This window comes from Streptosporangium sp. CA-115845, assembly GCF_050943795.1.
Classification (GTDB): Bacteria; Actinomycetota; Actinomycetes; order Streptosporangiales; family Streptosporangiaceae; genus Streptosporangium.
In genome coordinates, this window is record NZ_CP191988.1 from 5,637,497 (window position 1) to 5,658,864 (window position 21,368).

At 68.2% G+C, this 21,368-nt stretch carries 22 protein-coding genes, 2 tRNA genes and 1 pseudogene; 12 read left to right on the plus strand and 13 right to left on the minus strand.

What is annotated here, in order from left to right:
- The first annotated feature begins 261 nt into the window (after nucleotides 1-261).
- The 4 genes from ACQP0P_RS27630 (at nucleotide 262) to ACQP0P_RS27645 (ending at nucleotide 2,752) form a co-directional block, all read left to right on the plus strand.
- Nucleotides 262-1,464, plus strand: a complete 1,203-nt coding sequence (locus tag ACQP0P_RS27630) for a helix-turn-helix domain-containing protein (protein ID WP_433359479.1) — start codon at nucleotides 262-264, stop codon at nucleotides 1,462-1,464.
- 100 nt (nucleotides 1,465-1,564) lie between these two features.
- A complete protein-coding gene (locus ACQP0P_RS27635) occupies nucleotides 1,565-2,074 on the plus strand; it encodes a hypothetical protein (protein WP_433359482.1) in 510 nt (169 codons plus the stop codon).
- Nucleotides 2,058-2,426 carry a hypothetical protein gene (locus tag ACQP0P_RS27640; RefSeq protein ID WP_433359485.1) on the plus strand — a complete coding sequence of 123 codons (369 nt, stop codon included), beginning with the start codon at nucleotides 2,058-2,060 and terminating at the stop codon, nucleotides 2,424-2,426. Before ACQP0P_RS27635 ends, ACQP0P_RS27640 begins: the two co-directional genes overlap by 17 nt.
- Entirely contained in the window at nucleotides 2,423-2,752 is a 330-nt protein-coding gene (locus ACQP0P_RS27645) for a hypothetical protein (protein ID WP_433359488.1), read from the plus strand. The genes ACQP0P_RS27640 and ACQP0P_RS27645 overlap by 4 nt, the downstream gene beginning before the upstream one ends.
- Before the next feature lie 422 nt (nucleotides 2,753-3,174).
- On the opposite strand, the gene ACQP0P_RS27650 is transcribed toward ACQP0P_RS27645, so the two are convergent.
- Entirely contained in the window at nucleotides 3,175-4,353 is a 1,179-nt protein-coding gene (locus ACQP0P_RS27650) for a hypothetical protein (RefSeq protein WP_433359491.1), read from the minus strand.
- 254 nt (nucleotides 4,354-4,607) lie between these two features.
- On the opposite strand from ACQP0P_RS27650, the gene ACQP0P_RS27655 reads away from it, so the two are divergent.
- From ACQP0P_RS27655 to ACQP0P_RS27670, 4 genes are all read left to right on the plus strand, one after another.
- A protein-coding gene (locus ACQP0P_RS27655; protein ID WP_433359003.1) for an IS3 family transposase occupies nucleotides 4,608-5,791 on the plus strand; the annotation gives its coding sequence in 2 pieces (ribosomal slippage) (nucleotides 4,608-4,818 and nucleotides 4,818-5,791; 1,185 coding nt in all).
- 85 nt (nucleotides 5,792-5,876) lie between these two features.
- Nucleotides 5,877-6,719, plus strand: a complete 843-nt coding sequence (locus ACQP0P_RS27660; protein ID WP_433359494.1) for a glutamate ligase domain-containing protein — start codon at nucleotides 5,877-5,879, stop codon at nucleotides 6,717-6,719.
- A 4-nt stretch (nucleotides 6,720-6,723) separates the two neighbouring features.
- Nucleotides 6,724-7,878 (plus strand): alanine racemase, encoded by a 1,155-nt coding sequence (gene alr, locus ACQP0P_RS27665; RefSeq protein WP_433359497.1) that lies wholly within the window; start codon nucleotides 6,724-6,726, stop codon nucleotides 7,876-7,878.
- A 50-nt stretch (nucleotides 7,879-7,928) separates the two neighbouring features.
- Nucleotides 7,929-10,262, plus strand: a complete 2,334-nt coding sequence (locus tag ACQP0P_RS27670) for a PEP-utilizing enzyme (protein ID WP_433359500.1) — start codon at nucleotides 7,929-7,931, stop codon at nucleotides 10,260-10,262.
- Between the two features lie 255 nt (nucleotides 10,263-10,517).
- Here ACQP0P_RS27670 and ACQP0P_RS27675 read toward each other — a convergent pair whose 3' ends face one another.
- The 3 genes from ACQP0P_RS27675 to ACQP0P_RS27685 all read right to left on the minus strand — a co-directional run bounded on the left by ACQP0P_RS27675 (nucleotide 10,518) and on the right by ACQP0P_RS27685 (nucleotide 12,501).
- Entirely contained in the window at nucleotides 10,518-11,648 is a 1,131-nt protein-coding gene (locus tag ACQP0P_RS27675; protein ID WP_433359503.1) for a hypothetical protein, read from the minus strand.
- A gap of 94 nt (nucleotides 11,649-11,742) precedes the next feature.
- Nucleotides 11,743-11,988: a hypothetical protein gene (locus ACQP0P_RS27680; protein ID WP_433359506.1), complete on the minus strand. Its 246-nt coding sequence runs from the start codon at nucleotides 11,986-11,988 to the stop codon at nucleotides 11,743-11,745.
- 276 nt (nucleotides 11,989-12,264) lie between these two features.
- Nucleotides 12,265-12,501: a hypothetical protein gene (locus ACQP0P_RS27685; protein WP_433359509.1), complete on the minus strand. Its 237-nt coding sequence runs from the start codon at nucleotides 12,499-12,501 to the stop codon at nucleotides 12,265-12,267.
- 56 nt (nucleotides 12,502-12,557) lie between these two features.
- Here ACQP0P_RS27685 and ACQP0P_RS27690 point away from each other — a divergent pair, with 56 nt between their 5' ends.
- Both ACQP0P_RS27690 and ACQP0P_RS27695 read left to right on the plus strand, forming a co-directional pair.
- Nucleotides 12,558-12,806: a Panacea domain-containing protein gene (locus tag ACQP0P_RS27690; RefSeq protein ID WP_433359512.1), complete on the plus strand. Its 249-nt coding sequence runs from the start codon at nucleotides 12,558-12,560 to the stop codon at nucleotides 12,804-12,806.
- A 128-nt stretch (nucleotides 12,807-12,934) separates the two neighbouring features.
- The gene (locus ACQP0P_RS27695; protein WP_433359515.1) at nucleotides 12,935-13,471 is read left to right on the plus strand and encodes a hypothetical protein; all 537 of its coding nucleotides are present in this window, start codon (nucleotides 12,935-12,937) and stop codon (nucleotides 13,469-13,471) included.
- Nucleotides 13,472-13,834: 363 nt separating this feature from the next.
- Here the strand turns inward: ACQP0P_RS27695 and ACQP0P_RS27700 are convergent, their stop codons facing one another.
- The 3 genes and pseudogenes from ACQP0P_RS27700 to ACQP0P_RS27710 all read right to left on the minus strand — a co-directional run.
- Entirely contained in the window at nucleotides 13,835-14,056 is a 222-nt protein-coding gene (locus ACQP0P_RS27700; RefSeq protein WP_433359518.1) for a hypothetical protein, read from the minus strand.
- 33 nt (nucleotides 14,057-14,089) lie between these two features.
- The gene (locus ACQP0P_RS27705; protein ID WP_433382488.1) at nucleotides 14,090-14,527 is read right to left on the minus strand and encodes a hypothetical protein; all 438 of its coding nucleotides are present in this window, start codon (nucleotides 14,525-14,527) and stop codon (nucleotides 14,090-14,092) included.
- A 15-nt stretch (nucleotides 14,528-14,542) separates the two neighbouring features.
- A pseudogene (locus ACQP0P_RS27710) lies at nucleotides 14,543-14,731 on the minus strand (hypothetical protein); the annotation flags it as partial.
- A gap of 171 nt (nucleotides 14,732-14,902) precedes the next feature.
- On the opposite strand from ACQP0P_RS27710, the gene ACQP0P_RS27715 reads away from it, so the two are divergent.
- A tRNA-Met gene (locus tag ACQP0P_RS27715) sits at nucleotides 14,903-14,978 on the plus strand.
- A 1-nt stretch (nucleotide 14,979) separates the two neighbouring features.
- A tRNA-Arg gene (locus tag ACQP0P_RS27720) sits at nucleotides 14,980-15,052 on the plus strand.
- Between the two features lie 147 nt (nucleotides 15,053-15,199).
- Here the strand turns inward: ACQP0P_RS27720 and ACQP0P_RS27725 are convergent.
- The 6 genes from ACQP0P_RS27725 to ACQP0P_RS27750 form a co-directional block, all read right to left on the minus strand.
- On the minus strand, nucleotides 15,200-15,760 hold the full coding sequence (locus ACQP0P_RS27725) for a GNAT family N-acetyltransferase (RefSeq protein ID WP_433359521.1): 561 nt from the start codon (nucleotides 15,758-15,760) through the stop codon (nucleotides 15,200-15,202).
- A 284-nt stretch (nucleotides 15,761-16,044) separates the two neighbouring features.
- Nucleotides 16,045-16,458, minus strand: a complete 414-nt coding sequence (locus ACQP0P_RS27730; RefSeq protein ID WP_433359524.1) for a nuclear transport factor 2 family protein — start codon at nucleotides 16,456-16,458, stop codon at nucleotides 16,045-16,047.
- A gap of 57 nt (nucleotides 16,459-16,515) precedes the next feature.
- Entirely contained in the window at nucleotides 16,516-17,106 is a 591-nt protein-coding gene (locus ACQP0P_RS27735; protein ID WP_433359527.1) for a phosphoribosylanthranilate isomerase, read from the minus strand.
- 100 nt (nucleotides 17,107-17,206) lie between these two features.
- A complete protein-coding gene (locus tag ACQP0P_RS27740; protein WP_433359530.1) occupies nucleotides 17,207-18,793 on the minus strand; it encodes a penicillin-binding transpeptidase domain-containing protein in 1,587 nt (528 codons plus the stop codon).
- 187 nt (nucleotides 18,794-18,980) lie between these two features.
- Nucleotides 18,981-19,799: a PIG-L family deacetylase gene (locus ACQP0P_RS27745; RefSeq protein ID WP_433359533.1), complete on the minus strand. Its 819-nt coding sequence runs from the start codon at nucleotides 19,797-19,799 to the stop codon at nucleotides 18,981-18,983.
- 388 nt (nucleotides 19,800-20,187) lie between these two features.
- Nucleotides 20,188-21,357 carry an agmatine deiminase family protein gene (locus tag ACQP0P_RS27750; RefSeq protein ID WP_433359536.1) on the minus strand — a complete coding sequence of 390 codons (1,170 nt, stop codon included), beginning with the start codon at nucleotides 21,355-21,357 and terminating at the stop codon, nucleotides 20,188-20,190.
- Nucleotides 21,358-21,368: the final 11 nt, after the last annotated feature.

Here is a 21,368-nt window from a genome sequence, read left to right on the forward strand (position 1 = left end):
TTTGGCTTGCTCGCCAGATTGAGCGAAGTTTCGGTCATAGAGAAAGCAACGGCAAGTTGCCTCGGATTGAGTGGCAAGCCTCGCGTCTCCATACTGCCACTCGATCCGAGGAACTGCAGGTCAGAGGGGCGCGATGTCTCGTCTTCAACGATGAGGGACACCGACCCGCTACGCCCCGTCAGCCGAGGCGGTTCCTCGCATGATGAAGGCCCTGCACCGTAGCCTGAGATTGCGACATCATCGGGAGAGGCGGCAAGGCCTATGCGTGACGCCACCACGGGCCACATGATCAAGCATCAGCGCGAACGCCAGGGCATGAGCACCACCGGCCTGGCAACTCAAGCGGGCTGCACGACCCGGCACATCGAACTGATCGAGCAAGGGAAACGGACGCCCTCCCTGCCACTACTGCGGCAGATCTCCGCAGTCCTCGGAGTACGCACCGCAGTACTCCTAGGCGAGAGCCCTCGCGATTCACACGAGCCGGGACGTCCCCAGGTCGCTGACATCGAGCGGGCCATATTTACCTACCGGACGCTGAGCACCGACCTTGAACCGCCGGACGTTGAGCAGGTAGCCGAACGGGTCACCGCTGCCCGCGACGCATGGTTCGGCTCGCCCAATAAGTACACCATCCTGATGCGCACGCTGCCCGCTCTGATCAGTGACGCCGAAGGGCTGCTTCTCAACACCCCGGAAGGGGAAGCGCGGCGAGTCGCGTGCAAGGTAGCGGCGGACGTGTACATCCTGGCGCGCGGCGTGCTCAAGCACCTCAGCCGCGTGGACCTGGCCCACCTCGCCGCCGACCGTGCGATGCGGATGGCCGAGGAGAGCGAAGACGCTCTGATGATCGCGTGGGCGCACTGGAACCTCGGCCAGGGCATGCTGTCGGACGACATGCATGACATCGCCTACGACGTCGCCCGGCACGGCATGGAAAGCCTTGAACCCGCGCTGGCCGATGGCGACGACCGACATCTCAGCGTGTTCGGGGGCCTGCATCTGCTGGCCTCGATCGCGATGACCCGCGCCGGTGACGACGACGGCGCCCGCGAACTGCTACGCGGGCCGGCCTACGCGCTGGCACAGCGTGTCGACGAGCAGCGGCCGATGACGGGGTTGTTCTTCGGGCCGATGAACGTTGCGATCCACATGGTCAGTGTGGAGAGCGAGATGCGGCAGCCGGAGGCGGCGATTCGACTTGCCGACGAGATCGACCTCACCCGGGTGGTTTCGGTCGAGCGGCGGACCTCGCACCTGTGCCAGGTCGCGCGGGCGTGCGAGGACGTGGGCGACGACGCGGCGAGCTTGGTTCACCTGTTGCGGATCGAACGCGAATGCCCCGAGGAACTCGATCACAAAGGGCTGCTCCGAGACATGGTGAGTGCCCTGGCGCGGCGGGCGCGGCCGTCGTGGGCGCCGGAGGTTCGCTATCTCGCCGAGCGACACAAGATCTTCATCTAGGGGCCGCGAACTCTAAGTTCGTTCACACCTGTTCGGTTGCGCACTGTGACGTCGCCATACGGTTCTGGTCAATCAAGCCCCCGGAAATCCGGAGTGAGTGATGACCAAAGCTCACAGGCACGACGCCGTCATGGATCGCGTACTCGCCGACGCCCGCCGCGAGTTCCCCGACTTCGAGTTCGACCGTGTCGGCGAGCAGTGGCGGGCCACGAGCGGCCAGGTCGATGTGCTCGCTGACAGTGTGGCTGCGCTGTGTGCGGAACTGCGAACGGGGCAGGCCGTCAGACGCGCCAAGGACCTGGCCGCCGTACTGGCCGAGGTTCACCACATCCGTGCGGACGTCCACGAGCTCGCCTCCGGCAACGCCATCTTGTCCGTCCACTACGGGCTGGTGGCCTACACCGACGGTGAGAAGTTCTGGTGGACCAGCCCTGAGCTCAGCGAATCCGGCAGCCCGCTGCTCAGCTCCGCGCTGACGCTGAAGGAGACCGCCGCCCAGCTCGCCGAGCACCACACCATCCTGCGTGCGCGGGAGGCTGTCGACGTGGTGCGCAGTGAGTTGCCACTGCTGGCCGACGTGATCCTGGCCGAGCATGTCGACCCGCGATGACATCGACGCGGCACGGGCCGCCAAGCAGGTGCAGCGGTACGCGCCGACCTGGCTGATCATGTGGAGCCTGCGACACCGTCGCTTCGAAGCCTGGCAGTGCGCCAACCCGCGCGAGTGCCGCATCGTCTGCGCGAAAAGCGCCGGTGAGCTGTGGGACCTCATGGAACAAGCGGAACTCGACCTGTGGCGGATCTCACCGCACGCCGCCACGCCGCCCACACCCAGTGCGGCCAGCCGCCCGGACCCGCCACTCCCAGTGGCCCCGGGGCTCGTTCCCCGCCCCCGCGGTCTGACACCAGGCCGCCCCGAACGAGCCCCGAGACCACGTTCCCCGGAAAGAAGGCGACCTTGATCCCGCCCCACGACACCCCGGCAGGCGACCGGCTGAGCGCGGCCACCTGGCACCCCGGCGCTATCGCCGCCCTCCAGCACCTGCGTACCGAACTGCACACCCACCGGATCTACCCGGAGATCTCCTACGACCAGGGGCAGCCCCGCCTGGTGATCAGCGCTGAGCTGACCGTGTGGGCCGACCAGGCGGGCGCAGTCTTCTGCTGGGGAGCCTGTTTCCTCGAAGAGCCCGCCGACCAAGCGCCGACCGACGACGTGCCGCGGGTCGCGCGCCGCATCGCCGGACGACTCGGTGAGCACTACGTCGAACCGGCGCCCTGGCCCTGAGCCGCGTGGTAGCACGGGCGCCCCGCCTCGTGCTGCCGTGCTCCACTCCCCTCGGGCGGTGGTGCACAACCAGGGGTCGCTCGTGGGGCCCTTCGTGAGCTGGCGGTGTCGGACCCCTATGCCGTGCCGTCGTGCCTCACCGCGCTTGGCCGCTTCGTCGTTGAGGTCACGTGGCGGCCGGGCCTGGTGGCCTTGTTCCCGCCCCGGGAAGGTGGGGGCAAGGTCACCCTCATACACCGGCCCCGCTGGCCGTATGGCCCTCGCCTCTCCCCATGGAGGCGAGGGCCATACGCGTTTTACGGAAGCGATGTGATCTTGTGCGACACACTCGCGGCGCTACGCAGGATCACCCCGGGCACCCCTACGATGGGCCGGTGACCGACAACGGGATCGTGATGTCAGGCACGTTCCGGCTTACCGGCTCAGGCCGTCAGTTCGAGAAAGTCACGCACGACGGCCGCATGCCGGTGTGCACCGAGCTCGGCGCGCAACTCGTCCAGAGTGCCTGACCCACGGGCGGAATCAACCCCGCCCATCATGTCTACAGCCTGATGAGCGGTGTGCACTGCGGCGTCCATGTCACCGAGCGCCAGGTGCGCCTCAGCCCGGCGCGCGAGGTAGATCGCCGTGCCCCGGGCCTCTTTCTCTGTGTCGTATGGATCGTGGTGGGACAGGGCTGCGTCGAAATGCTCCAACGCCCGTCGTGGCTCTCCCAACGTCAGCGCGGAGCTCGCCGCAACCTGGTGCAGTTCTCCGGCCGTCAGCCAGTACATAGCGGGAAGATCCTCAGCGACCGGGCCGGCCCGGTCGTAGGCGGCGAGCGCGGCATCGATCGCCTGATAGGCCTTGATCGGTTCGGCTGCTTTGGAGTGCGCGCGGGCTCGCCGGGCGTGCAGCATGGCCAGCACCCGAGGAGAGGTGATCTTCCGGGAGGTGCTTAGGGCGCCGTCGACGAGGTCCAGGGCGCCGCGCGGGTCGTTGCTGGCGTAGCGGAGGTTCGCCCAGAACGCGAGTGTGCTCGCCCCGACGGTGCCGTTGTCCGCGCTGGCCGAGGCCCGTAGCGCGGCGACGAAATGCCGTTCCGCTGCGGCGTTGTGGCCGGCGTCGTAGGCGCACCAGCCCGCCAGACGGGATGCCTCGGCTGCCGAGGCGTACAGGCCGCGGCCGACGTCCTCGGTGTAGGAGGAGTCCGCCAGGATCCGAGTGATCAGCCGTAGCTCGGTCGTCGCCGCGTCGTAGGTCTGACCGGAACCGACCTGGTCGTCGAGGTGGCGCAGGGCGTCCAAGCGACCATCGAGCAGGGTCACGACTTGCGTGCCAACGCGGCGGCCTGAGGCGGCAGCACCCGCTGCGTGCGGGGCGGTACTCCATTGGGCCACGACCGCGGCGAGGGCGCCCGTTGAGGCGATCAAGAAACCGCGTCGATCCATCGGCCCTCCCACGTCTTCTAATACTTTGACGGTACCCACTGGCGTCCATGGGGATTCCAAAACGGTGCGATCGTCGCAAAAGGCCAACAGCAGCCAGTCCGGCCAACCGCGTTGATGCACCTCGTGCGGGTCGACGTCGAGCAGCTCGGCCATCGCCAGCTGAGCAGTCATCCACGGCACTGTCCCCGCGATCCACCGCGAGAGCTTTTCTTTGCGGGCGGCTAACGCGCCGTCTCCCCGAGCGCGGTGACGTTCAGCGACCCGCCGTAAGAAATCTTCCGCCGTCCAGCGCTTGCGGGTAAGCAGCGTGGTCAGCGGGTGACACTCCACCGTGTTCACAGATGCGTCGTCCCCTCTGGTGAGGTTCCCCCTGAGGCGTGAACACCCCTGACAATGGATCTTGTTCCATAGAGGGGAGCCTCCGGGTGGCACGACCGTCGAAGTTCGGCGATGAGTTCAAGCGTGATGCGGTGAGGCTGGTCCGGACGACGGGACGGACCTGTGCCGATGTGGCGCGGGAGCTCGGGATGAACCGCGAGACCCTGCGCACCTGGGTACGTGAGGCCGAGACCACCGGCAGCGAGTCGGGCGCAGGTCTGGCCAAGGCCGAGCGCGACGAGCTCGCCCGGCTGCGCAAGCGGGTCGCCGAGTTGGAGATCGAAAAGGAGATCCTGCGCAAGGCGGCCGCGTATTTTGCGAAGGAGATGGATCGTTGACCAGCCGCTTCAGGTTCATCTCCGCCCACGCCGACTTCGGCATCGCGCGGCTGTGCAGGGTGTTGAACGTTGGCCGCAGCGCCTTCTACGCCTGGCTCAAGCGGGAACCCGCCCGCCAGGCCCGGGCGGCCGAGGACGAGCGGATCGTGGAGAAGATCCGTGCCTTTCACACCGAGTCGGGTGGGACCAACGGCTCGCCCCGGATCACTGCCGACCTGCGCGAGGACGGGGAGATCGTCAACGTCAAGCGGGTGGCGCGGCTGATGCGCCAGGCGGGCATCGTCGGCCTGCACCTACGCAAGGGCAGGCGGACCACCATCCCTGATCAAGCGGCCGCGCCCGTACCCGACCTGCTCCAGCGCGACTTCGGCCCGGGCGCGGTCGACGAGCGCTGGTGCGGCGATATCACCTATCTACCGGTCGGCGACTCGTGGTTGTACCTGGCCACGGTCATCGACATCGGATCACGCCGGCTGATTGGCTGGTCGATCGCAGGCCATCTGCGCACCGAGCTGATCAGCGACGCCCTGACGGCGGCGGTGCGGGCCCGCGGCGGCCGCGTCACCGGAGTGATCTTCCACGCCGACCGCGGCTGTCAGTACACCTCAGCCGACTTCGCCGCGCTGTGCGCCGCTCACGGCATCCGCCGATCGAGCGGAAGGACCGGGACATGCCTGGACAACGCGCTCGCCGAGGCGTTCAACGCCACCCTCAAGCGTGAACTGCTGCATGGCAAGGGCAAACGTCGCTGGAGCGACGAGGCCGACGCCCGCACCGACATCTTCCGCTGGATCGCTCGCTACAACCACCGCCGACGACACTCGGCAATCGGGAACCTCCCCCCAGCCGTCTACGAAGATCGGCTTGCTAGGATGACCGCACTGGCTGCATGAAACCGGGTGTCCACGCCCCGGGGGGAACGCCAAGGTGAGCTCAGCGCAACTGGAGGACTGCCACTCTTTCCAAGCCTCCACCGCAGTGTTGACCAACGTGCGGCCCGAGCACATGGACCACTACGACTGGGACCAGTACGTCGCGGCGAAGGCCCGCATCGTGCGTAACCACACCCCGGCCGATTCAACGGTCGTCAACTACGACGACGACGTATGCCGGAAGATCGCCGAGCAGGCGGCGGGGCACCTCATGTATTTCAGTACCCGCGCGCTGCCCGACAACCTCAACGGCGTGTTCCTGTCCGGCGACGATGTGATCGCCCAGGACGGGCGAACGCGCACGGCCATATGCACCCGGCAGGAGCTGAGGGTGCCCGGTGCGACCGTCAACCTCCTCGCCATGATGGCCGTCGGGCTGCTGTGGCGCGTGCCCGTACCGGTGATCCGCCGCGTCGCCACCGAATGGTCCGGCCGCGAGCACGTCATCGAGTACGTCACCACCACCGAGCGGGTCGACTACTACAACGATTCCAAAGCGACGAACCCGTGGTCAACCCTGCACGCCCTCGACGCGTTCCCCGGCCGAGCGGTGGTCCTGATCACCGGCGGCAAGGACGACAAGCACGCCGACATGGACCCCCTGGCCGCCGGCCTGGCCGGGCGGGTACGTCACGTCATCACCATCGGGCAGACCGGGTCTCGCATCACCGCAGCCGCGCACGCGCACGGCTTCACCGCCGTCGCCAGGGCCGACACTCTCGCCCAGGCCGTCGCCCAGGCCGCCGAGATCGCCCAGGCCGGTGAGGTCGTGCTGTTCAGCCCAGGCGCGAACAGCAAGGACATGTTCCCCGATCACCGCACCCGCGGGACGTTGTTCAAACAGTACGTGCGGAACCTCGCCATCGACGCCCGGTTGTCGACGAGGTGACGCCATGGACAGGCCCCCACGCTTATCCGTCCACCTCGACGAGGCCGCGGTGCGCGACAACATCCACACCGTTCGCCAGCTGATCACCCCCGCCACCGTCGTGATCGGTGTCGTCAAGGCGAACGCCTACGGGCACGGGCTGATCCCCGCCGCCCGGCTGATGACCCGCCACGGTGTGCAGCAACTCGCCGTGTCCACCACCGCCGACGCCTGCGCCTTGCATGACGCCGGGATCCACGTGCCGATCATGGTTTTGTCGCCTGCCCCGCCCGCCGCGATGGTCGACCTGGTGGCGCGCGGGCTGCGCCCGTCGCTGTCCACCCTCGCCGCCGCTCGCGACCTGCACAAGGCCGGGGCGCGCCTCGGCCGTCCGGTGCCGGTGCACCTGGAGTTCGACACCGGGCTAGCCCGGTTCGGGTGGGCGGCCACTGCGGCCAGCATCGACGAGATCACCCGCGTTGCCGCACTTGATCACCTGGTCGTGTGTGGCGTCTTCACTCACCTGAGCAGCGACCAGCCCGAGGCCTGCGCTGAGCAACTGTGGTTGTTCGACCGCATGTACGCGCGTGCGGTCGCCGCGTTGGGCTACCGGCCGCCGCGGCATGTGCTCGCCAGTGCGGGACTGGCCACCGGCCTGCACGACCGGACCCGGCTGGAGATGGTGCGTCCGGGCGCCGTGCTGTACGGCCTGGCCCCTTCCTACTCCAGAGAGGCTTCCGCGCTGTCCCTGCGGCCGGTGCTGTCTGTGACGTCCTACGTCGAACACCTGGCGTGCGTGCCGCTGGGCACGCCCATCGGGTACGGGTCGACCTACCGCACCACGGCTCCGACCGTGATTGCCGTGGTGCCGGCGGGCTTCGCCGACGGCGTTCCCCGGCAACTCGCCGACGGCGGCCGCATGCTGATCTGCGGCTGCTACGCCCCCGTCATCGGCTGCGTCGGCATGACGCACCTGACCGCCGACGTCACCCACATTCCTCAGGTCACGGTAGGTAGCGGCGTCACCCTGCTCGGCGCGCAAGGCGGGCATGCCATCGATGCGCAGGAATGGGCGGCTCTGGCTCAAACGATCAACAGCGATGTTCTCACCCGCATCGCCCCTGCCATCCCCCGCACCGTCACCACACTGTCCCGCGCAGAACGGGAGATCCCCGCATGAGCCTCGACCCTCCGATCACCCTCGGTACCAAGGCGCAGACCCTTGAGCGGTTGCGCGGCGTACTGACCACCGCCCGGATCGCCGAACAGGTCACCATCACCGCCGGGCAGTGGTTCGACGACCAGCAAGGATACGTCGACACCATTCAGCGCGCCTTCCCCGACGGGCAACTCATCGTGCGGAGCAGTGCACCGGGAGAAGACACCGACAGCGACTCGGCCGCCGGCGTCTACACCAGCATCTTGCACGTGCCCGCCACCGCTCCCGGCGCCCTCTCCCAGGCCGTCCACGCCGTCATCTTCAGCTACACCCGACGCCATGGTCCAGACGTCGACGCGTTCGAGATCCTGATCCAGCCGATGCTGTGCGGCGTGACGTGCAGCGGCGTCGCGTTCACCCGCGACCTGGGCAGCATGGGCCCCTACCTGGTGATCAATTACGACGAGGGTGAGCGCACCGACACCGTGACCAGCGGGATCGGGACCATCCCGCGCGTAGTGCGTGTTCACCACCAGACGCCCACGGCGGGACTAAAACCGCCGCTTAACGCCGTGGCCGCGACGGTCCGCGAGCTGACCCACCTCACCGGCCGGCCAGAGCTGGATGTTGAGTTCGCCGCCGACGCCGAACATCTGTACGTACTGCAGGCGCGGCCGATGCCTGGTGCGGGCCGCGACCACACGGCCAATGATGCCCGTGTGGCCGCCGAGATCGCCCAGGTCAAAGACACCCTTCATGTGCGCGACCATCCCCGGCCTGGCCTGTACGGCACCCGCAGCGCCTACAGCACCATGGCGGACTGGAACCCCGCCGAAATGATCGGCGCTCACCCCCGGCCCCTGGCCCTGTCGCTGTATCAACGTCTGATCACACGTGAGGTGTGGCGCGACGCGCGGCGCCGCCTCGGCTACCACGATCCCGCCCCTCACCACCTCATGGTCACTCTGGCCGGTCACCCATACGTTGACCTCCGGGCCGACTTCACGTCGTACCTTCCCGCCGACCTGGATGACGATCTCTGTCACAAGCTGGTCGACTGCTACCTCGCCCGCCTCGGCCGCTCCCCCGAAGCCCACGACAAGGTCGAGTTCGAGATCTGCCCCAGCGCCCTGGATTTCGATTTCCCCCGGCACGCCGCGGCCCTGGCCGCCGCCGGCCTCACCTCTCGCGAGATCGACCGGCTACGTGTCAGCCTGCTGGAGCTGACAACCCGCGTGGTGCGCGACCACAGCGGCCAGCTCGCCCAGATGCACCAGCGCATCGGCCAGCTTCCCGCCCGCCGCGCTGACCTGCTGGCCCGGACCAACGAGCACCCGCTGTTCCTTGCCGGGGCTCTGCTCGATGACGCGCTCCAATACGGCACGCTGCCGTTCGCCGTCGCCGTGCGCGGCACGTTCATCGGCACGGCCTTGTGGCGGTCCCTGCTCACTACCGGCGTCATCGACCAAGCCGAGCACGACGCGTTCCTCGCCGGTATCGAGACCGTGTCGACGTCGTTCGCTGCTGACCTCGCCACGTGCCAGCGTGGCCGCATGCCCCCTGAGGAGTTTCTTGCCCGGTATGGCCATCTCAGGCCCGGCACCTACGACATCACGGTGCCCAGCTACGCCGAAGCCCCGCACCTGTACCTGGCCGGGCACCCCACTACCGGCGTGCGGTGTCCTTCCACCGCTGCCCAAGTTTCGGCCAGCACGATGCAGGCCATCGACGAGCGGTTGGCGCGCACCGGTTTCGGTTTCACCGCGCAAAGCCTGCTGGGGTTCATCCGCGAGACCCAGATCCGCCGCGAAGGGTACAAGTTCCAGTTCACTGCGAACGTCAGTCACGCACTCGACCTCATCGCGGCTTTCGGGCACCGGCACGAATTGAACACCGACTGCCTGTCGTACCTCACGGTGGAAGACCTGCTCAGCTACGCGAACGCCACTGTCACGGTCTACGACATCGCCCAACTGCGCAACCTCGCAGCAAGCCGGTACCAAACGCACGCAGCGCAAAGCCGCGTACACCTTCCCGACGTGATCATCAACCCGTGTGATGTCGACCTCATCATCAGCCAGCACATGCCGAACTTCATCACCAGCAAGAGGATCACTGCCCCTGTTGTTCTCATCACCCGGCCCGAATTCACCGAGGCCGGCCACCTAGCCGGGCGCATCGTCCTGGCCGAGAACGCCGACCCAGGTTTCGAATACCTGTTCAGCCGAGGTATCGCCGGCCTCATCACCCGCTACGGCGGGGCTGCCTCTCACATGGCCATCAGGTGCACGGAAACAGGCACCCCGGCGGCGATCGGATGCGGGCACGACATGTTCGCCTACCTTGCCTGCGCGCACACCGTCACTCTCGATTGCGCACAACAGTTGATCATCCCGGCGTCCTGAGGTACCGGCACCGCGAACGCCCCTGCACCAGAACTGGTGACAGGGGCGTTCGCGGGCGCATACGGAGTCCCTGGCGTCCGACTACCCGGGCCTACCCTGCGGGTCAGGCGGCGCTGCGGGGCTCGCCGCACTGCGAGCGTAAGAAGCCGCCCGCGACGCCAGAAGCAGGCTGCTCACCGTCAGCGCGGCCGTGCCTATCGGCGCGGCCATGCTCACCCCACCCGGTGATCGTTCGCAGGTGTACGTCGATGGCCGTCACCCTGTCAGCAGGCCTGACGGCGTCTCCGCGTCGGCGTCGCGTGCCAGCTCGGCCGCCAAAACCACCACCTCCCCGGTGGGTGCGGCGGGGCCGAGCTTCTCTCGGGCGATGGCCATCCAGCCGAAGGAGTCGCCACACCCACCCAGGTAGGCGTGAGCGGCCTGGACGGCGGGTGGAGCCTCCTCGGGGGTGTGGCGTGGCTGTAGGACGCGGGCGGGGCCTTTCTCGCCTCTGCGGATGCGGGAGCTGCTGAGGGCTTCTCGGACGGCGGCGATGGCGGCCTCGCGTTCCTCGGGTGTCACCGAGGGGGTGTCGGGGTCGGGAGCCTGTTCGGGGACGACGGGCGGCGGCTGTGCCTGTCTGACGGCGTAGGAGTCTCGGCGTTCGGCGTTGACTCGGACTCGGTTGAGGTAGTCGGGGAGGTCGCCGCGTTGAGCGATCGTGCGGAAGTAGCTGTTCGGGTTTTCGATCTTGCCTTTGGTCGCTTGTCGAATCTCCTTGATCACTTCTCTCATCTCGTCCTCGGTGACCCCGGCGGGCGCCAACGCTTCCATGACGACGCGCTCGTAGCTGAGGAGAGATGAGAAGTTCTCCTGAGGAGATTGAGGAGAAGGGTGCCCCGCTGGGGGCACCTTCGAGACCAGGCGGGGCACCTTCGCGCCTGAAGGTCCCCCGTCCGGAGCAGCTTCAGGACCAGGCGGGGCACCTTCACCCTCTTTGCTGCCCCACTCGGGTGACCTTTCGGGGGCACCTTCATCCGGGAAGCTGCCCCGCTCGGGGCAGCTTGGAAGGTCTCCCAGCCGGGGGACCACGAATTCCGACACCTCGTGGCCGTTGCAGGCGTACACCACCCGGCCGCGCTTATCGCGCACGGGCTCGCCGTCCCTGCCGCGAACCGGCTCGCGCATCTCGATGCCGTTCTTGGCCAGCTTCGTCAGGACCTTGCCGAGCTGCTTCTCATCGGCGTAGCCGGTGCGCCGCAGGATGATGGCGCGGGTCTCGCTGCCGTAGGCGTGACGGCTCTGATCGTTGGCCTGGTCGGCGATCTCCAGCGCGACCAGGCGCTCGCCCGACGAGAGTCCGACGGGCAGCCGGTCGGCAAGCCAACGGCGTAGTTCGTAGCCCACAGGGCTCGTCCTCCTGGTTAGAGCAGGTGGTGATCAAAGGCCCGTTTGGCGCTACCAACGCCGGACGGTCCCGAAGTTTCAGCTGTGGAGAGTGTCAGTCGCCAGGCGTTCCCTCCTGATCCTTGAGACGGCCGGTCTTCTGGGCCCAGTCGAGGATGTCGGCGAGCCACCACCAGTCGCGGCCCGAGATGGCCCCTTCGGGGTCAGGAAACTTCTCGACTGTGACCCACTCCTTGGCGGATCGTCGCCGCCAGGTGACGACGGTGTTTTCTGAGACGCGGAGCTGCTTGGCGATGCCGTCGACACCGACGGGAATCCAGGGCGGTTGCGGACGTTGCATGCAGGCAGCATACGGCTTTCCCCAACGTTCGCCAGTGGTGGGCATGCGTATTCCGGAGGTTGACGGTGAATGTCTGGAACATTCGACCGGACTGGCCCTTACCCCTAGAACGAAAAACGGGCCTGCCCAGCGTTGGTAGCGCCAGACAGACCCTTGATCACCACCGGCTCTAACCCGGCGAAGACCCGTCGAACAGGGTAACGCGACCGTTGCCGCCAAGCACACCCAGAGCAGGTGGCGCCACAGCGATCCACCCCCTCGCGGGCACCAGGCATCTCAGCCGGGAAGCCCACACCACACAGCCGTCGCGTCATCGCCCGGCTTGTACCGAGGCCACCGAACACACTCCGGGTCCCCCCGCTCCGCCTGCCGAACCCGGTCGATCAGCGCCTGTGGCCCCGCCTCGCCCATCAGATCGAGCACCTCGCCCCAGCCCATCACCTCGTACGGGTGCACGATGCACGCCGCCCCGTCGGTCAGCACCGCGGCCCGCGTGACGTCTGCGCGGCGCACCACCCCGACGACGTAGCCGCGCCTACATCCTCGACAAGCTCGACCCCATGACGGCCATGAAGCTGCAGAAGCTCTGCTACTACTTCTACGGCTACCACCTCGCATGGGAAGAACGACAGCTGTTCCCCGAGCGCTTCGAAGCCTGGGCCAACGGCCCCGTCTTTCAACCCTGTACGCCAAGCACCGCGGCCGATTCCAGCTCCAGGCCGGCGACATCAACGCCCTGGACGAAGGTGAGCGCGAGTCCATCGACCTCGTCCTGGCCTCCTACAGCGACTTCACCGCCAACCAGCTGTCCCAGATGACCCACGCCGAGAAGCCCTGAACGTTCGCCCGCGAGCGCGCAGGCGCGTCCCCATGGAGCGCAGCGCCGAACCCCTCACCGAGGAGGACATGTTCGAGTTCTTCGACGCCATGGTGACGGCCGTCTCGTATGGCGAAGAGGGATAAGCGGCAGCCTGTCCCAGCAGTCCCGAAAGGCAAGAGCAAGCCCGTCGTACCGGGTTCTCTTGCGCCCGGGGCAGGCAAACCGATCGCACCGAAGAAGCTGCTCGGGGTCCACACCGACAGCGATGACGATGACCTGTGCCATCCCGTGTGGCGCCTGTCGTTGCTCGACCGCGAGCATGACGGAAGCTGGTCATGGAAGATCGGCGGCGACACCCTGATGACGATCATCGAGGCGTTGACCGCGATGGAACGACTGACCTGGAGAGAGATCCGCGCCCAGCAGGCGCACAGCAAGAGCCGGTCCCTGGCCAAGCATCACGCCCAGCCGGTGGACAGCCTGTGCGCCGAGGCGCAGAAACGGCTCGACGACCTAGGCCTGGACGACTGGGATGAGCTGTTCCGCTTCCGGATCATGCAAAAGGGCCGTTTGTGGGGCGTGCTGTCGAACGAGTCTCCGCGGGTGTTCTATCCGATCTGGTGGGACTCAGAGCATCAGGTCTCTCCACTGGGCCATACCTAGCCGAGGCTCCAGCAAGGCCCCCGTCATCACGGCGGGGGCTTTCTGCTGTCCGTCGTAGGGCACCCACCCCACGGGTGGGTGCCCTCCTTACTGCGGCTCACCCCCACGCCCGTGGGGGTGAGCCGCAGTGGACGCGCCGGTCCAGATCGGGCGTGTTGTCCTCCCCACGCCCGTGGGGGTGAGCCGCCAACGTCAGAGCGCCGGACCCCTCGGTCCCAGTCTTCCCCACGCCCGTGGGGGTGAGCCGATCCGCGGCCTGTCGTTGGTGGGCGCGTACGGGTCCTCCCCACGCCCGTGGGGGTAGCAGAGGCGGGCGTTCCCTGGGCTTTGAGATCCCCCGAAGCTCTCACCAGGAAGATCAGGCTACCGCTGGGGTGTGCCCGTCCGCAGCCACGACGGCAGCAGCACCTGCACGACCGGGAGCGCCATCACCCGGGCCGCCCCGCCAGCGACCGCGAGTGCCCCCGCGACCCACGGCAGCGCCTCCGGGATCCCGGACGCGGTCACGATCATCGGTAGTGCCGCAGCGATCCCGACGCCAGTCTGCAGGACCGTGCGCATCGCCCGCTTCGTGTCGTCCTTCATCCGCTTTTCCCTTCGAACGAACGTGGTCTCTGATCAGGCGTGGTCATTGACGTCGAGCCGGACCGTGATCCCGGAGATGGCCACCTCGATCCGGCGAACGAGAGCCTCCACGTCGATCTCGCCGTCTCGCTGGGCGAGCGCGCCGGCGAGCTCGCGGATGGTGGCGTTCTGCGCGTCGAGCCGGGCGAGGATCTCCCGGTCCCGGGCGTAGCCGTCCTTGGTGTACGCCCAGATCTGCCGGAACGCGGTCCGGGGGTCGACCTTCTGGCCCGGGTCGAGGATCATCTCCCGGGCGGCCCACACATCCGCGGGGACGGTGTGCGTGAACTGCTCGAACACGGCGTCGGCGATCTCTTTCGCGGTCGGCATGTCGTCTCCTGCGATCAGCCGGGCGACCTCGGCCCGGAAGGTGTTCATGTTGATCGAGTGCGGGTCGGGCTTGGCGGTGTTGACCTCCTTGTGGCCCTTCACCACCGAAGCCGGGAGGCGAAACTCCTCGCACAGGCGCGCGCATAACTTCCGGTAGGCATCGAGCTGCACGGATGGCCACGGCTGTCCCGCCCGGCCTCCGGGCGGCAGCTCATCAACATGAGCGATCACTCTGGTAACGACCGATAACCGGATCGTGCGGATAAAACACGTTGCGGACGATTCCCGAAACCCGGCATCCTTCACTCAGAGCAGTCGAGCTTCACGAGGAGAGGTCATGCGCCGTCATCACGGTCGGAGCCGTCGCGTCATGCGCGCTCGTCGCCGTATGCGCATGCCCCGGGAGGCTCGCGAGTGACATCTACTGTCACGACGCGAGCCGTCCCGGACCACGTGGTCCAGGACGGCTTTTTTCTGGGCGGGTGAGGGCGCTGGTGTGCTCGGCGGTTTCATAAGCCGCTGCGGGCGGGTTCGATTCCCGCACCCGCTACCAGGCCTCTGTGGTGCAGTGGAGAGCGCGCCTGCTTGCGGAGCAGGAGGTCGCTGGTTCGATTCCAGCCAGAGGTGCTGTACCGGGCAACCGGATGTCCACCGTGGCCGAACACCCCGATACGGGAATGCGCTCCAGTGCTACCTTCCTCATCGAAGGCACGGATCCATGCCGGCTCCGGACAGCGGGAACTGGAACGGCTGCGGGTCGCCCGCGTCCGGGGTCTACCGGTCGATCCGGTAGACGTAGTGGTCGCGGTCGTCGATCGGGTTGTCCGGTTCCAGCTCACCCTCGGCCACCCGGCGCAGCCCGGCCTTCTCCAGCGCCCGCCAGGACGCGCGGTTGGCCGCCGACACCGGGACCAGGACGCAGGAGGCGGCCGGGAGCTCCACCCAGGTCCGCTCGATGACCGTCCGGATCATCAGCGTCCCGAGGCCGCGCCCGACCTGCGCCGGATCGCCGATCAGGTAGTCGATGCTCATCGCCCCCTCGGGGACGGCGACGATGGCTGCCAGCTCGGCGATGTACTCGGGGTAGTCTGCGTACCTCGACCGCTGGACCAGGCCGAGCGGTCGTCCGTCGAGAAGGACCAGCAGGTCTTCGGACGGCTCCTCTCCCCTGGCGGCGGGGCCGAAGTCGCGGGCCACCGCCTCAGGAGAGGTCTCGTGATGCCACCAGCGGGCCACGTGCGGCTGCTGCAGCCACTCGCGCAGCAGCGGGAAGTCCTGCTCGGTGAGGCGATGCCAGGTGACCGACAGGTTGCTCCGGGGTTCCGGACTGGGCATGATGCCGACGGTAGCAAGCGCCTCCGACCACCGGCATCCCATTTTCTCGCCCGTGCGCGTCTCCTCGAACGCGATCAAAGATCAGCGGGGATGCATCTGGATTGTGTCCCCCACGGGACACTCGCCCGCCGCGTCGGACGGGCGGTTGACGAGTGCGCCGCCCACGACCATGGCCGTCAGTGAGTTCACAACGCGGTCGAGGGCGGTTTCGACCTTGGGTGCCGTGAGGTTCTCGATCACCCAGGGCAGGTACTGGATAGCGTCATAGATCCACGTGACTCGACCTAGTCCGCGAAGGCCCGGGCGACCGAGAGGCTGTCCTCGTAGACGTGGTGCCGGGTGACCAGCCCGTTCTCCACGGTGACGTGCAGCGCGAAACGCGCCCGGTAGCCCTTGCCCGTGGACCTCGCCGTGTTCACGATCGTGCCCATGACCACCGCGTCCGCCCCGTCGACCAGGATCTTCGTGACCTCCACCGAGGCCAGTTCCGGCACATGGCCGGCCGCGATCTCCCGGAAATGCTCGGCGACCTCGGCGCGCACGGACCTGTACCGGATCCACGGGATCGCCCCGCCGTGCTCGTCGGCGGGCCAGTCCAGTTGCCAGTCGACCTCCTCCGCGTACAGCGCGGCCACTGCCTCCGGGTCGCCCTCCCCGATCCTGCGGAGCAACTCCTCAAGAGTGGCACGCGTGGACATGTCTCCATAAGTCGTCATAACGGACAACCTAAACGACCAACAAGAATGACGGCGGCTCTACCCCGCGCGGGCGGCGGTGATGAAATCCCTGATGAGCCCCGAGTCCTTCACCCCCGGCGCGACCTCCACGCCGCTCGACACGTCGACCCCCCAGGGTCGGGCCGCGGTGATGGCCTCGGCCACGTTCGACGGGGTCAGGCCCCCGGCCAGCAGCCAGCGGCCCTCCGGGCGCCCGCGCACGGCCGCCCAGTCCCACGGCTCCCCCGAGCCCGGCCTGGGCGCGTCCACGATGAGCAGGTCCTCGTCGAGGGCGCCGCAGCGCAGGTCGGTGCTCGCGGCCCCGGCGCGGACCAGCGTGACGCCGAGGTCCTTCAGCGCGGTGAAGTCCGCGTGCGGGTGGTCACCGTGCAGCTGGACGGCGCGTACCCCGGACTCCATGGTGGCCGCCCTGACCTCCGCGGTGGGCTCGCCGGCGAACACCGCCACGGTCAGCACGTGCGGGGGGACCGCCAAGGCCAGCTCGCGCGCCCGCGCCGGGGTGACCCGCCGCGAGCTCCTGGTGAGAACGAATCCGATGGCGTCGGCGCCCGCCTCGACGGCGGCCGTCACATGTCCGGGCTCACGCAGCCCGCAGATCTTCACATACACGCCCTGTACGTTAGCCCGTTCTCCGCCCGTGACCGGCTGACGGCGGGGTTTCCCGCCCCTGACACCGGGACGATCCGCTCCCGGTACGGGAGGAGGAACGTCAAAGGGCGTTCAGGAACCTCGCGGCGATCGGCGCCGCGATCGTACCCCCGGCTCCGCCGTGCCGGACGAACACCGCGAAGGCCAGGGAGCCCCGGTAGCCGATGAACCAGGCGTGGTCCCCTCCGTTCTCGACCTCGGCGGTACCGGTCTTGCCCGCGGTGCCCGGCGGGAGGCCCGCCCCGGCGGCCGTCCCCCGGCTGACCACGGCGCCCATCATCGTCCGCAGGCCCGAGGCCACCTCATCGTCCAGCGGCACCGGCTGCGGCGAGTCCGCGGGGGGCTCGGCGGTCGTGATCGCGGGTCTCCACACGCCGCTCGCGACCGCGGCGGCGACCTCGGCCATGCAGAGCGGGCTGGCCTGCACCGAGTTCTGGCCGATGGCGTCGGAACCCAGCTGGTCCGGGCCCTCGTAGGACTGGATCCGGCAGTAGCTCAGCCCCGGCTTCTCCCGGAACCCGAACCGGTCCGCCGCCTCGGCACGCAGCCGGTCGTCGCGCAGCCGCTCGTACGCCTGCTGGGCGAAGGTGGTGTTGCAGGAGAGCGCGAAGGCCGTGGTGAGGCTCACGGTGCCGTGGTCGACACCGTCGGAGTCGGTGAAACTCCGGCCGTTCGGAATCGTGTAGCCCGCCGGGCAGGCCACCTGCGACTCCGGAGTCATGCCGTTGCGCAGCAGCGCGGCCGCGGTCACCACCTTAAATGTCGAGCCGGGCGGGTAGAGGCCGTTGAACGCTTCCCTGACGCCCAGCCCGTCCGCCACCGCGCGCACCTGGCCCGTCTTGATGTCCACCGCAACGATCGCGGCGGGCTGCTCGACGCCGTCCAGGGCACGGGCGGCGGCGGCCTGAACGGGCTGTGAGATCGTGGTCTTCCTCCCCGAGGGCGGCCGGGGCGGGGAGGCCAGCAACACCCGGCCGGAGCTCTCCTCCTCCAGCTTCACATCAAGGACCGTGTCGCCCAGCCCGGTGAAGTAGTCGCCCGCCCTGCTGTCGCGGGGGAACGGCACCCCCTCGCGGGTCAGCGTGGCCGGGCGCCGGACCTCCGTCTCCTTCAGCACCAGGCGCCCGCCGTCCTTGAGCGCCGGGTGCATCGTCTCCGGACTCCAGAGCACCTTCCAGGTGTCCGCCCGCATCACCAGGCGCAGGACCGAGGTGAACGGCCAGCGGCCCAGCCCCGCGACCTCCCTCACCCCGGTGAAGGACAACTCGGCCGACTCGCTTTCGCGGTGCAGCTCGCCGGGGGCGAGGGAGGACAACGAGGCCCGCAGGTCGGCGTCGAACCTGCGGTGCCGGTCGGCGAAGTCGGCCGGGGGGTCGGTGACCAGGTCCGCCATGGCGGCGAGATCACCGGCCTGCCAGGCGGTGAGGTATCTCGCCCCGGCCTGTGCGGGACCGTCCTGCGGGGTCGGTGTGACCGGTGCCGGATCGGACAGGGTCAGCTTCGGGTCGGACCGCGGCTCCTCGGTGGGCGTGGACCGCGGCGACGGCGAGGCCACCACGGCCCCCGGTGCCGCCATCACCCCGTACACGCCGAAGGCGACGATCGCGACCGCCGAGGCGGCCAGCACGAGGAGCCGTCGATCCCGCATAACCGTTTGCTCCCCTGGGTTTCCACGGTTGCCTACCAGCGAAAAGATCGTAAAGGTGATAGGCAGTGGCGAACCAGGATTTTCTCGACTTCGGTACCGGAGCGTGGCCGGCGAAGACCCCGAATCTTGGCCGGAGCGACTGTCGATCGAGGGTCACTCGACCGGGTGCACGTTTCCGGCCGGCGCGCTAACGGAGGCCGTCGAAGAGATCGTCCTCACGGTCGGCTGCGGCCGGGACCCGGTTGAGGTGGCGGATGAAGGACTCCTGCGCGAACGCCCGGTGCTGGGCCTCGGCGGGCATGCGCAGCAGGAAGATGTTCTCGCCCTGGCTCGCGTGCGCCTCCAGCGCCTTGCGCTTCCGTTCCACCTGGTCCGCCACGTCGACCACGGCGGTGATCTGCTCCTCGGGGACGCCGAAGTCGTCGGGAAGCTCCAGATCCTCGGGGGCGGCACCGGTCGAGCGGAGATAGGCGAACATCTCGGCGATCCGCTCGCGGGGCACCGCCGTGTAGTAGAGCTTGCCGGGAATCCCGCTGGCCTCGGTCGCGGCGACCGCGATCCGGTGTGCCTGGATGTGGTCGGGGTGGCCGTAGCCGCCGTTCTCGTCGTAGGTGACGACGACCTGCGGGCGGTAGCGCTCCATCAGCGCGACGAGCCGGCCCACGGCCTGCTCGAACGGCACGTTGGCGAAGGCGTCCTCGGCCTCGTTCCCGGCCCAGCCGACCATGCCCGAGTCCCGATAACCGAGCAACTCCAGGTGGGAGATCCCGAGATGGGCCGCCGAGGCGCGGAGCTCCTCCAGCCGCAGCGCGCTCACCGCCGCCTCGTCATGGCCGGGCTCCCCCGGCTTCGCCCCACCGGGCGCGTCACCCTGCTCACCGTTCGTGCAGGTGACCAGGACGGTGCGGACGCCCTCATCCGCGTATCTGGCGAGGATCCCGCCTGTCCCGAGCACCTCGTCATCGGGATGAGCATGAACCGCCATCAACGTCAGCCCGTCACTCACCGACACCGCTCCCTCCATAGGAAAACCCAGCGAACCGCCCCACCCTATGACTTCCCACCGACAGTCCGAGTTGACGGCCGTCTCCATGCCCGCCGCCCGGCGTCGGTCTTCATGGGACCGTTGATCGGTGAGTTCATGACGGCCTGTCATCCGGATGATCTTTGAAGACGGACTCTGGAGCGCTGTGTGCGGGGCTGTCGCGGCAGTCCCGGGGGTCGCGCTCGTCGTTCTCGTGCTGCGGATGCTGCTCGCTCAGGCCTCGCGCGCGACACGGACGTGGCATTTCACGGGCCCGGCCGCCTTGGTCCGCCTGGGGAACCGCTCACCGCACGGATCAGCGAGATTCCCCGGGGGGACGATCGTCCCCCCGGGGAATCTCACGGCCTGGTCAGGGGTTGGGCTCCTGCATCGTGACGCAGTGCGCGCCACCACCTCCGTTGCCGTAGAGCTTGTCGAGGTTGAGCTGGACGACGGGCTTGCCGAAGGCCGCCGCGATCTTCGTCTTGGCCGCCGCGTCCTTCGCGGTGTCGCCGAACTGGACCGTGATCACCGCCTGGTTGGTCACGGTCCAGTTCATGTAGGAACTGAGGAAGTCCTGCTGCTGGCCGTTCGGGATCCGGGGCAGGGAGTCGGGTCCCTCGATGGTGAGAACCTGCAGCCTGCGCCCCTTGGCGTCGGTCGCGTTCACCAGGACGTTATACATCGCCTGCGCGTTCTGGCTCCAGACATCGGGCCGTGTCGCCCCCGCCAACTGCACCATCACGACACCCGGCTTGATGTACCGGCAGGTGCCGTCGATGTGGCCGTCGGTGACGTCCCATCCCCTGACCCCGGGCAGCCAGATCATCTTCGTCGCGCCGAACCGGGACAGCAGCTCCGCCTCGATCTGGCTCCGGGACTTGCCGGGGTTGCGGTTGGCATTCACCCAGCAACTCTCGGTGGCCATCAGCGTGCCGTCGCCGTCGTACTCGATGCCGCCGCCCTCGCCGACCACACTGGACTTCGCGAACGGCAGTGCCTCGTAGGCGGCGAGTCTCTGCGCCAACTGCCGATCGTTGTTGTACGCGGAGGCGGGGATGCCGTAGAAGCTCGTGGCGTTCTCCCCCCAGGCGTTGAAGTTCAGGCCGAACGTGTCGCGGCCGCCTGACCCGTTGACGCGGAACAGCGGGCCCGTGTCGCGGATCCAGCAGTCGGAGACGGGAACCGAACTGATCACCGTGACGGTGGGCCCGCACATCGTCCTGGCCTTCGACGCGGCCGTCGCGCCGTTCGCGCACATGATCACCGGCTCGTACTTGGCGATCTCCTTGGCGAGTTTGGCGATGTCCGACTGGATCCCGGCCAGCAGGTTGTCCCAGATCGTGGAACTCGACGGCCAGGCCATCCAGCTGCGCTTGTGCGACCTCTCCTCTCCGGGCACCCACCAGGTCGCGGCCAGCGCCGGCGAGGCGTCACCGAGCACCTGCGCCGCCGCCAGGCCGGCCGCGGCCAGTCCGGTGCGGGCCAGCATCGACCTGCGGGTGATGCCGGGCCTGTCGTTCTCGTACTGGTCGTTCATGGAGCATTCCT

Bases quoted from the DNA above. Each gene is read 5' to 3' on its own strand.
- ACQP0P_RS27630 (WP_433359479.1), top strand. From the start codon at position 262: ATGCGTGACGCCACCACGGGCCACATGATCAAGCATCAGCGCGAACGC.
- ACQP0P_RS27635 (WP_433359482.1), top strand. From the start codon at position 1,565: ATGACCAAAGCTCACAGGCACGACGCCGTCATGGATCGCGTACTCGCC.
- ACQP0P_RS27640 (WP_433359485.1), top strand. From the start codon at position 2,058: ATGTCGACCCGCGATGACATCGACGCGGCACGGGCCGCCAAGCAGGTG.
- ACQP0P_RS27650 (WP_433359491.1), bottom strand. From the start codon at position 4,353: ATGACTGCTCAGCTGGCGATGGCCGAGCTGCTCGACGTCGACCCGCAC.
- alr (WP_433359497.1), top strand. From the start codon at position 6,724: ATGGACAGGCCCCCACGCTTATCCGTCCACCTCGACGAGGCCGCGGTG.
- ACQP0P_RS27680 (WP_433359506.1), bottom strand. From the start codon at position 11,988: ATGCAACGTCCGCAACCGCCCTGGATTCCCGTCGGTGTCGACGGCATC.
- ACQP0P_RS27690 (WP_433359512.1), top strand. From the start codon at position 12,558: ATGAAGCTGCAGAAGCTCTGCTACTACTTCTACGGCTACCACCTCGCA.
- ACQP0P_RS27695 (WP_433359515.1), top strand. From the start codon at position 12,935: ATGGCGAAGAGGGATAAGCGGCAGCCTGTCCCAGCAGTCCCGAAAGGC.
- ACQP0P_RS27700 (WP_433359518.1), bottom strand. From the start codon at position 14,056: ATGAAGGACGACACGAAGCGGGCGATGCGCACGGTCCTGCAGACTGGC.
- ACQP0P_RS27725 (WP_433359521.1), bottom strand. From the start codon at position 15,760: ATGCCCAGTCCGGAACCCCGGAGCAACCTGTCGGTCACCTGGCATCGC.
- ACQP0P_RS27730 (WP_433359524.1), bottom strand. From the start codon at position 16,458: ATGTCCACGCGTGCCACTCTTGAGGAGTTGCTCCGCAGGATCGGGGAG.
- ACQP0P_RS27740 (WP_433359530.1), bottom strand. From the start codon at position 18,793: ATGCGGGATCGACGGCTCCTCGTGCTGGCCGCCTCGGCGGTCGCGATC.
- ACQP0P_RS27750 (WP_433359536.1), bottom strand. From the start codon at position 21,357: ATGAACGACCAGTACGAGAACGACAGGCCCGGCATCACCCGCAGGTCG.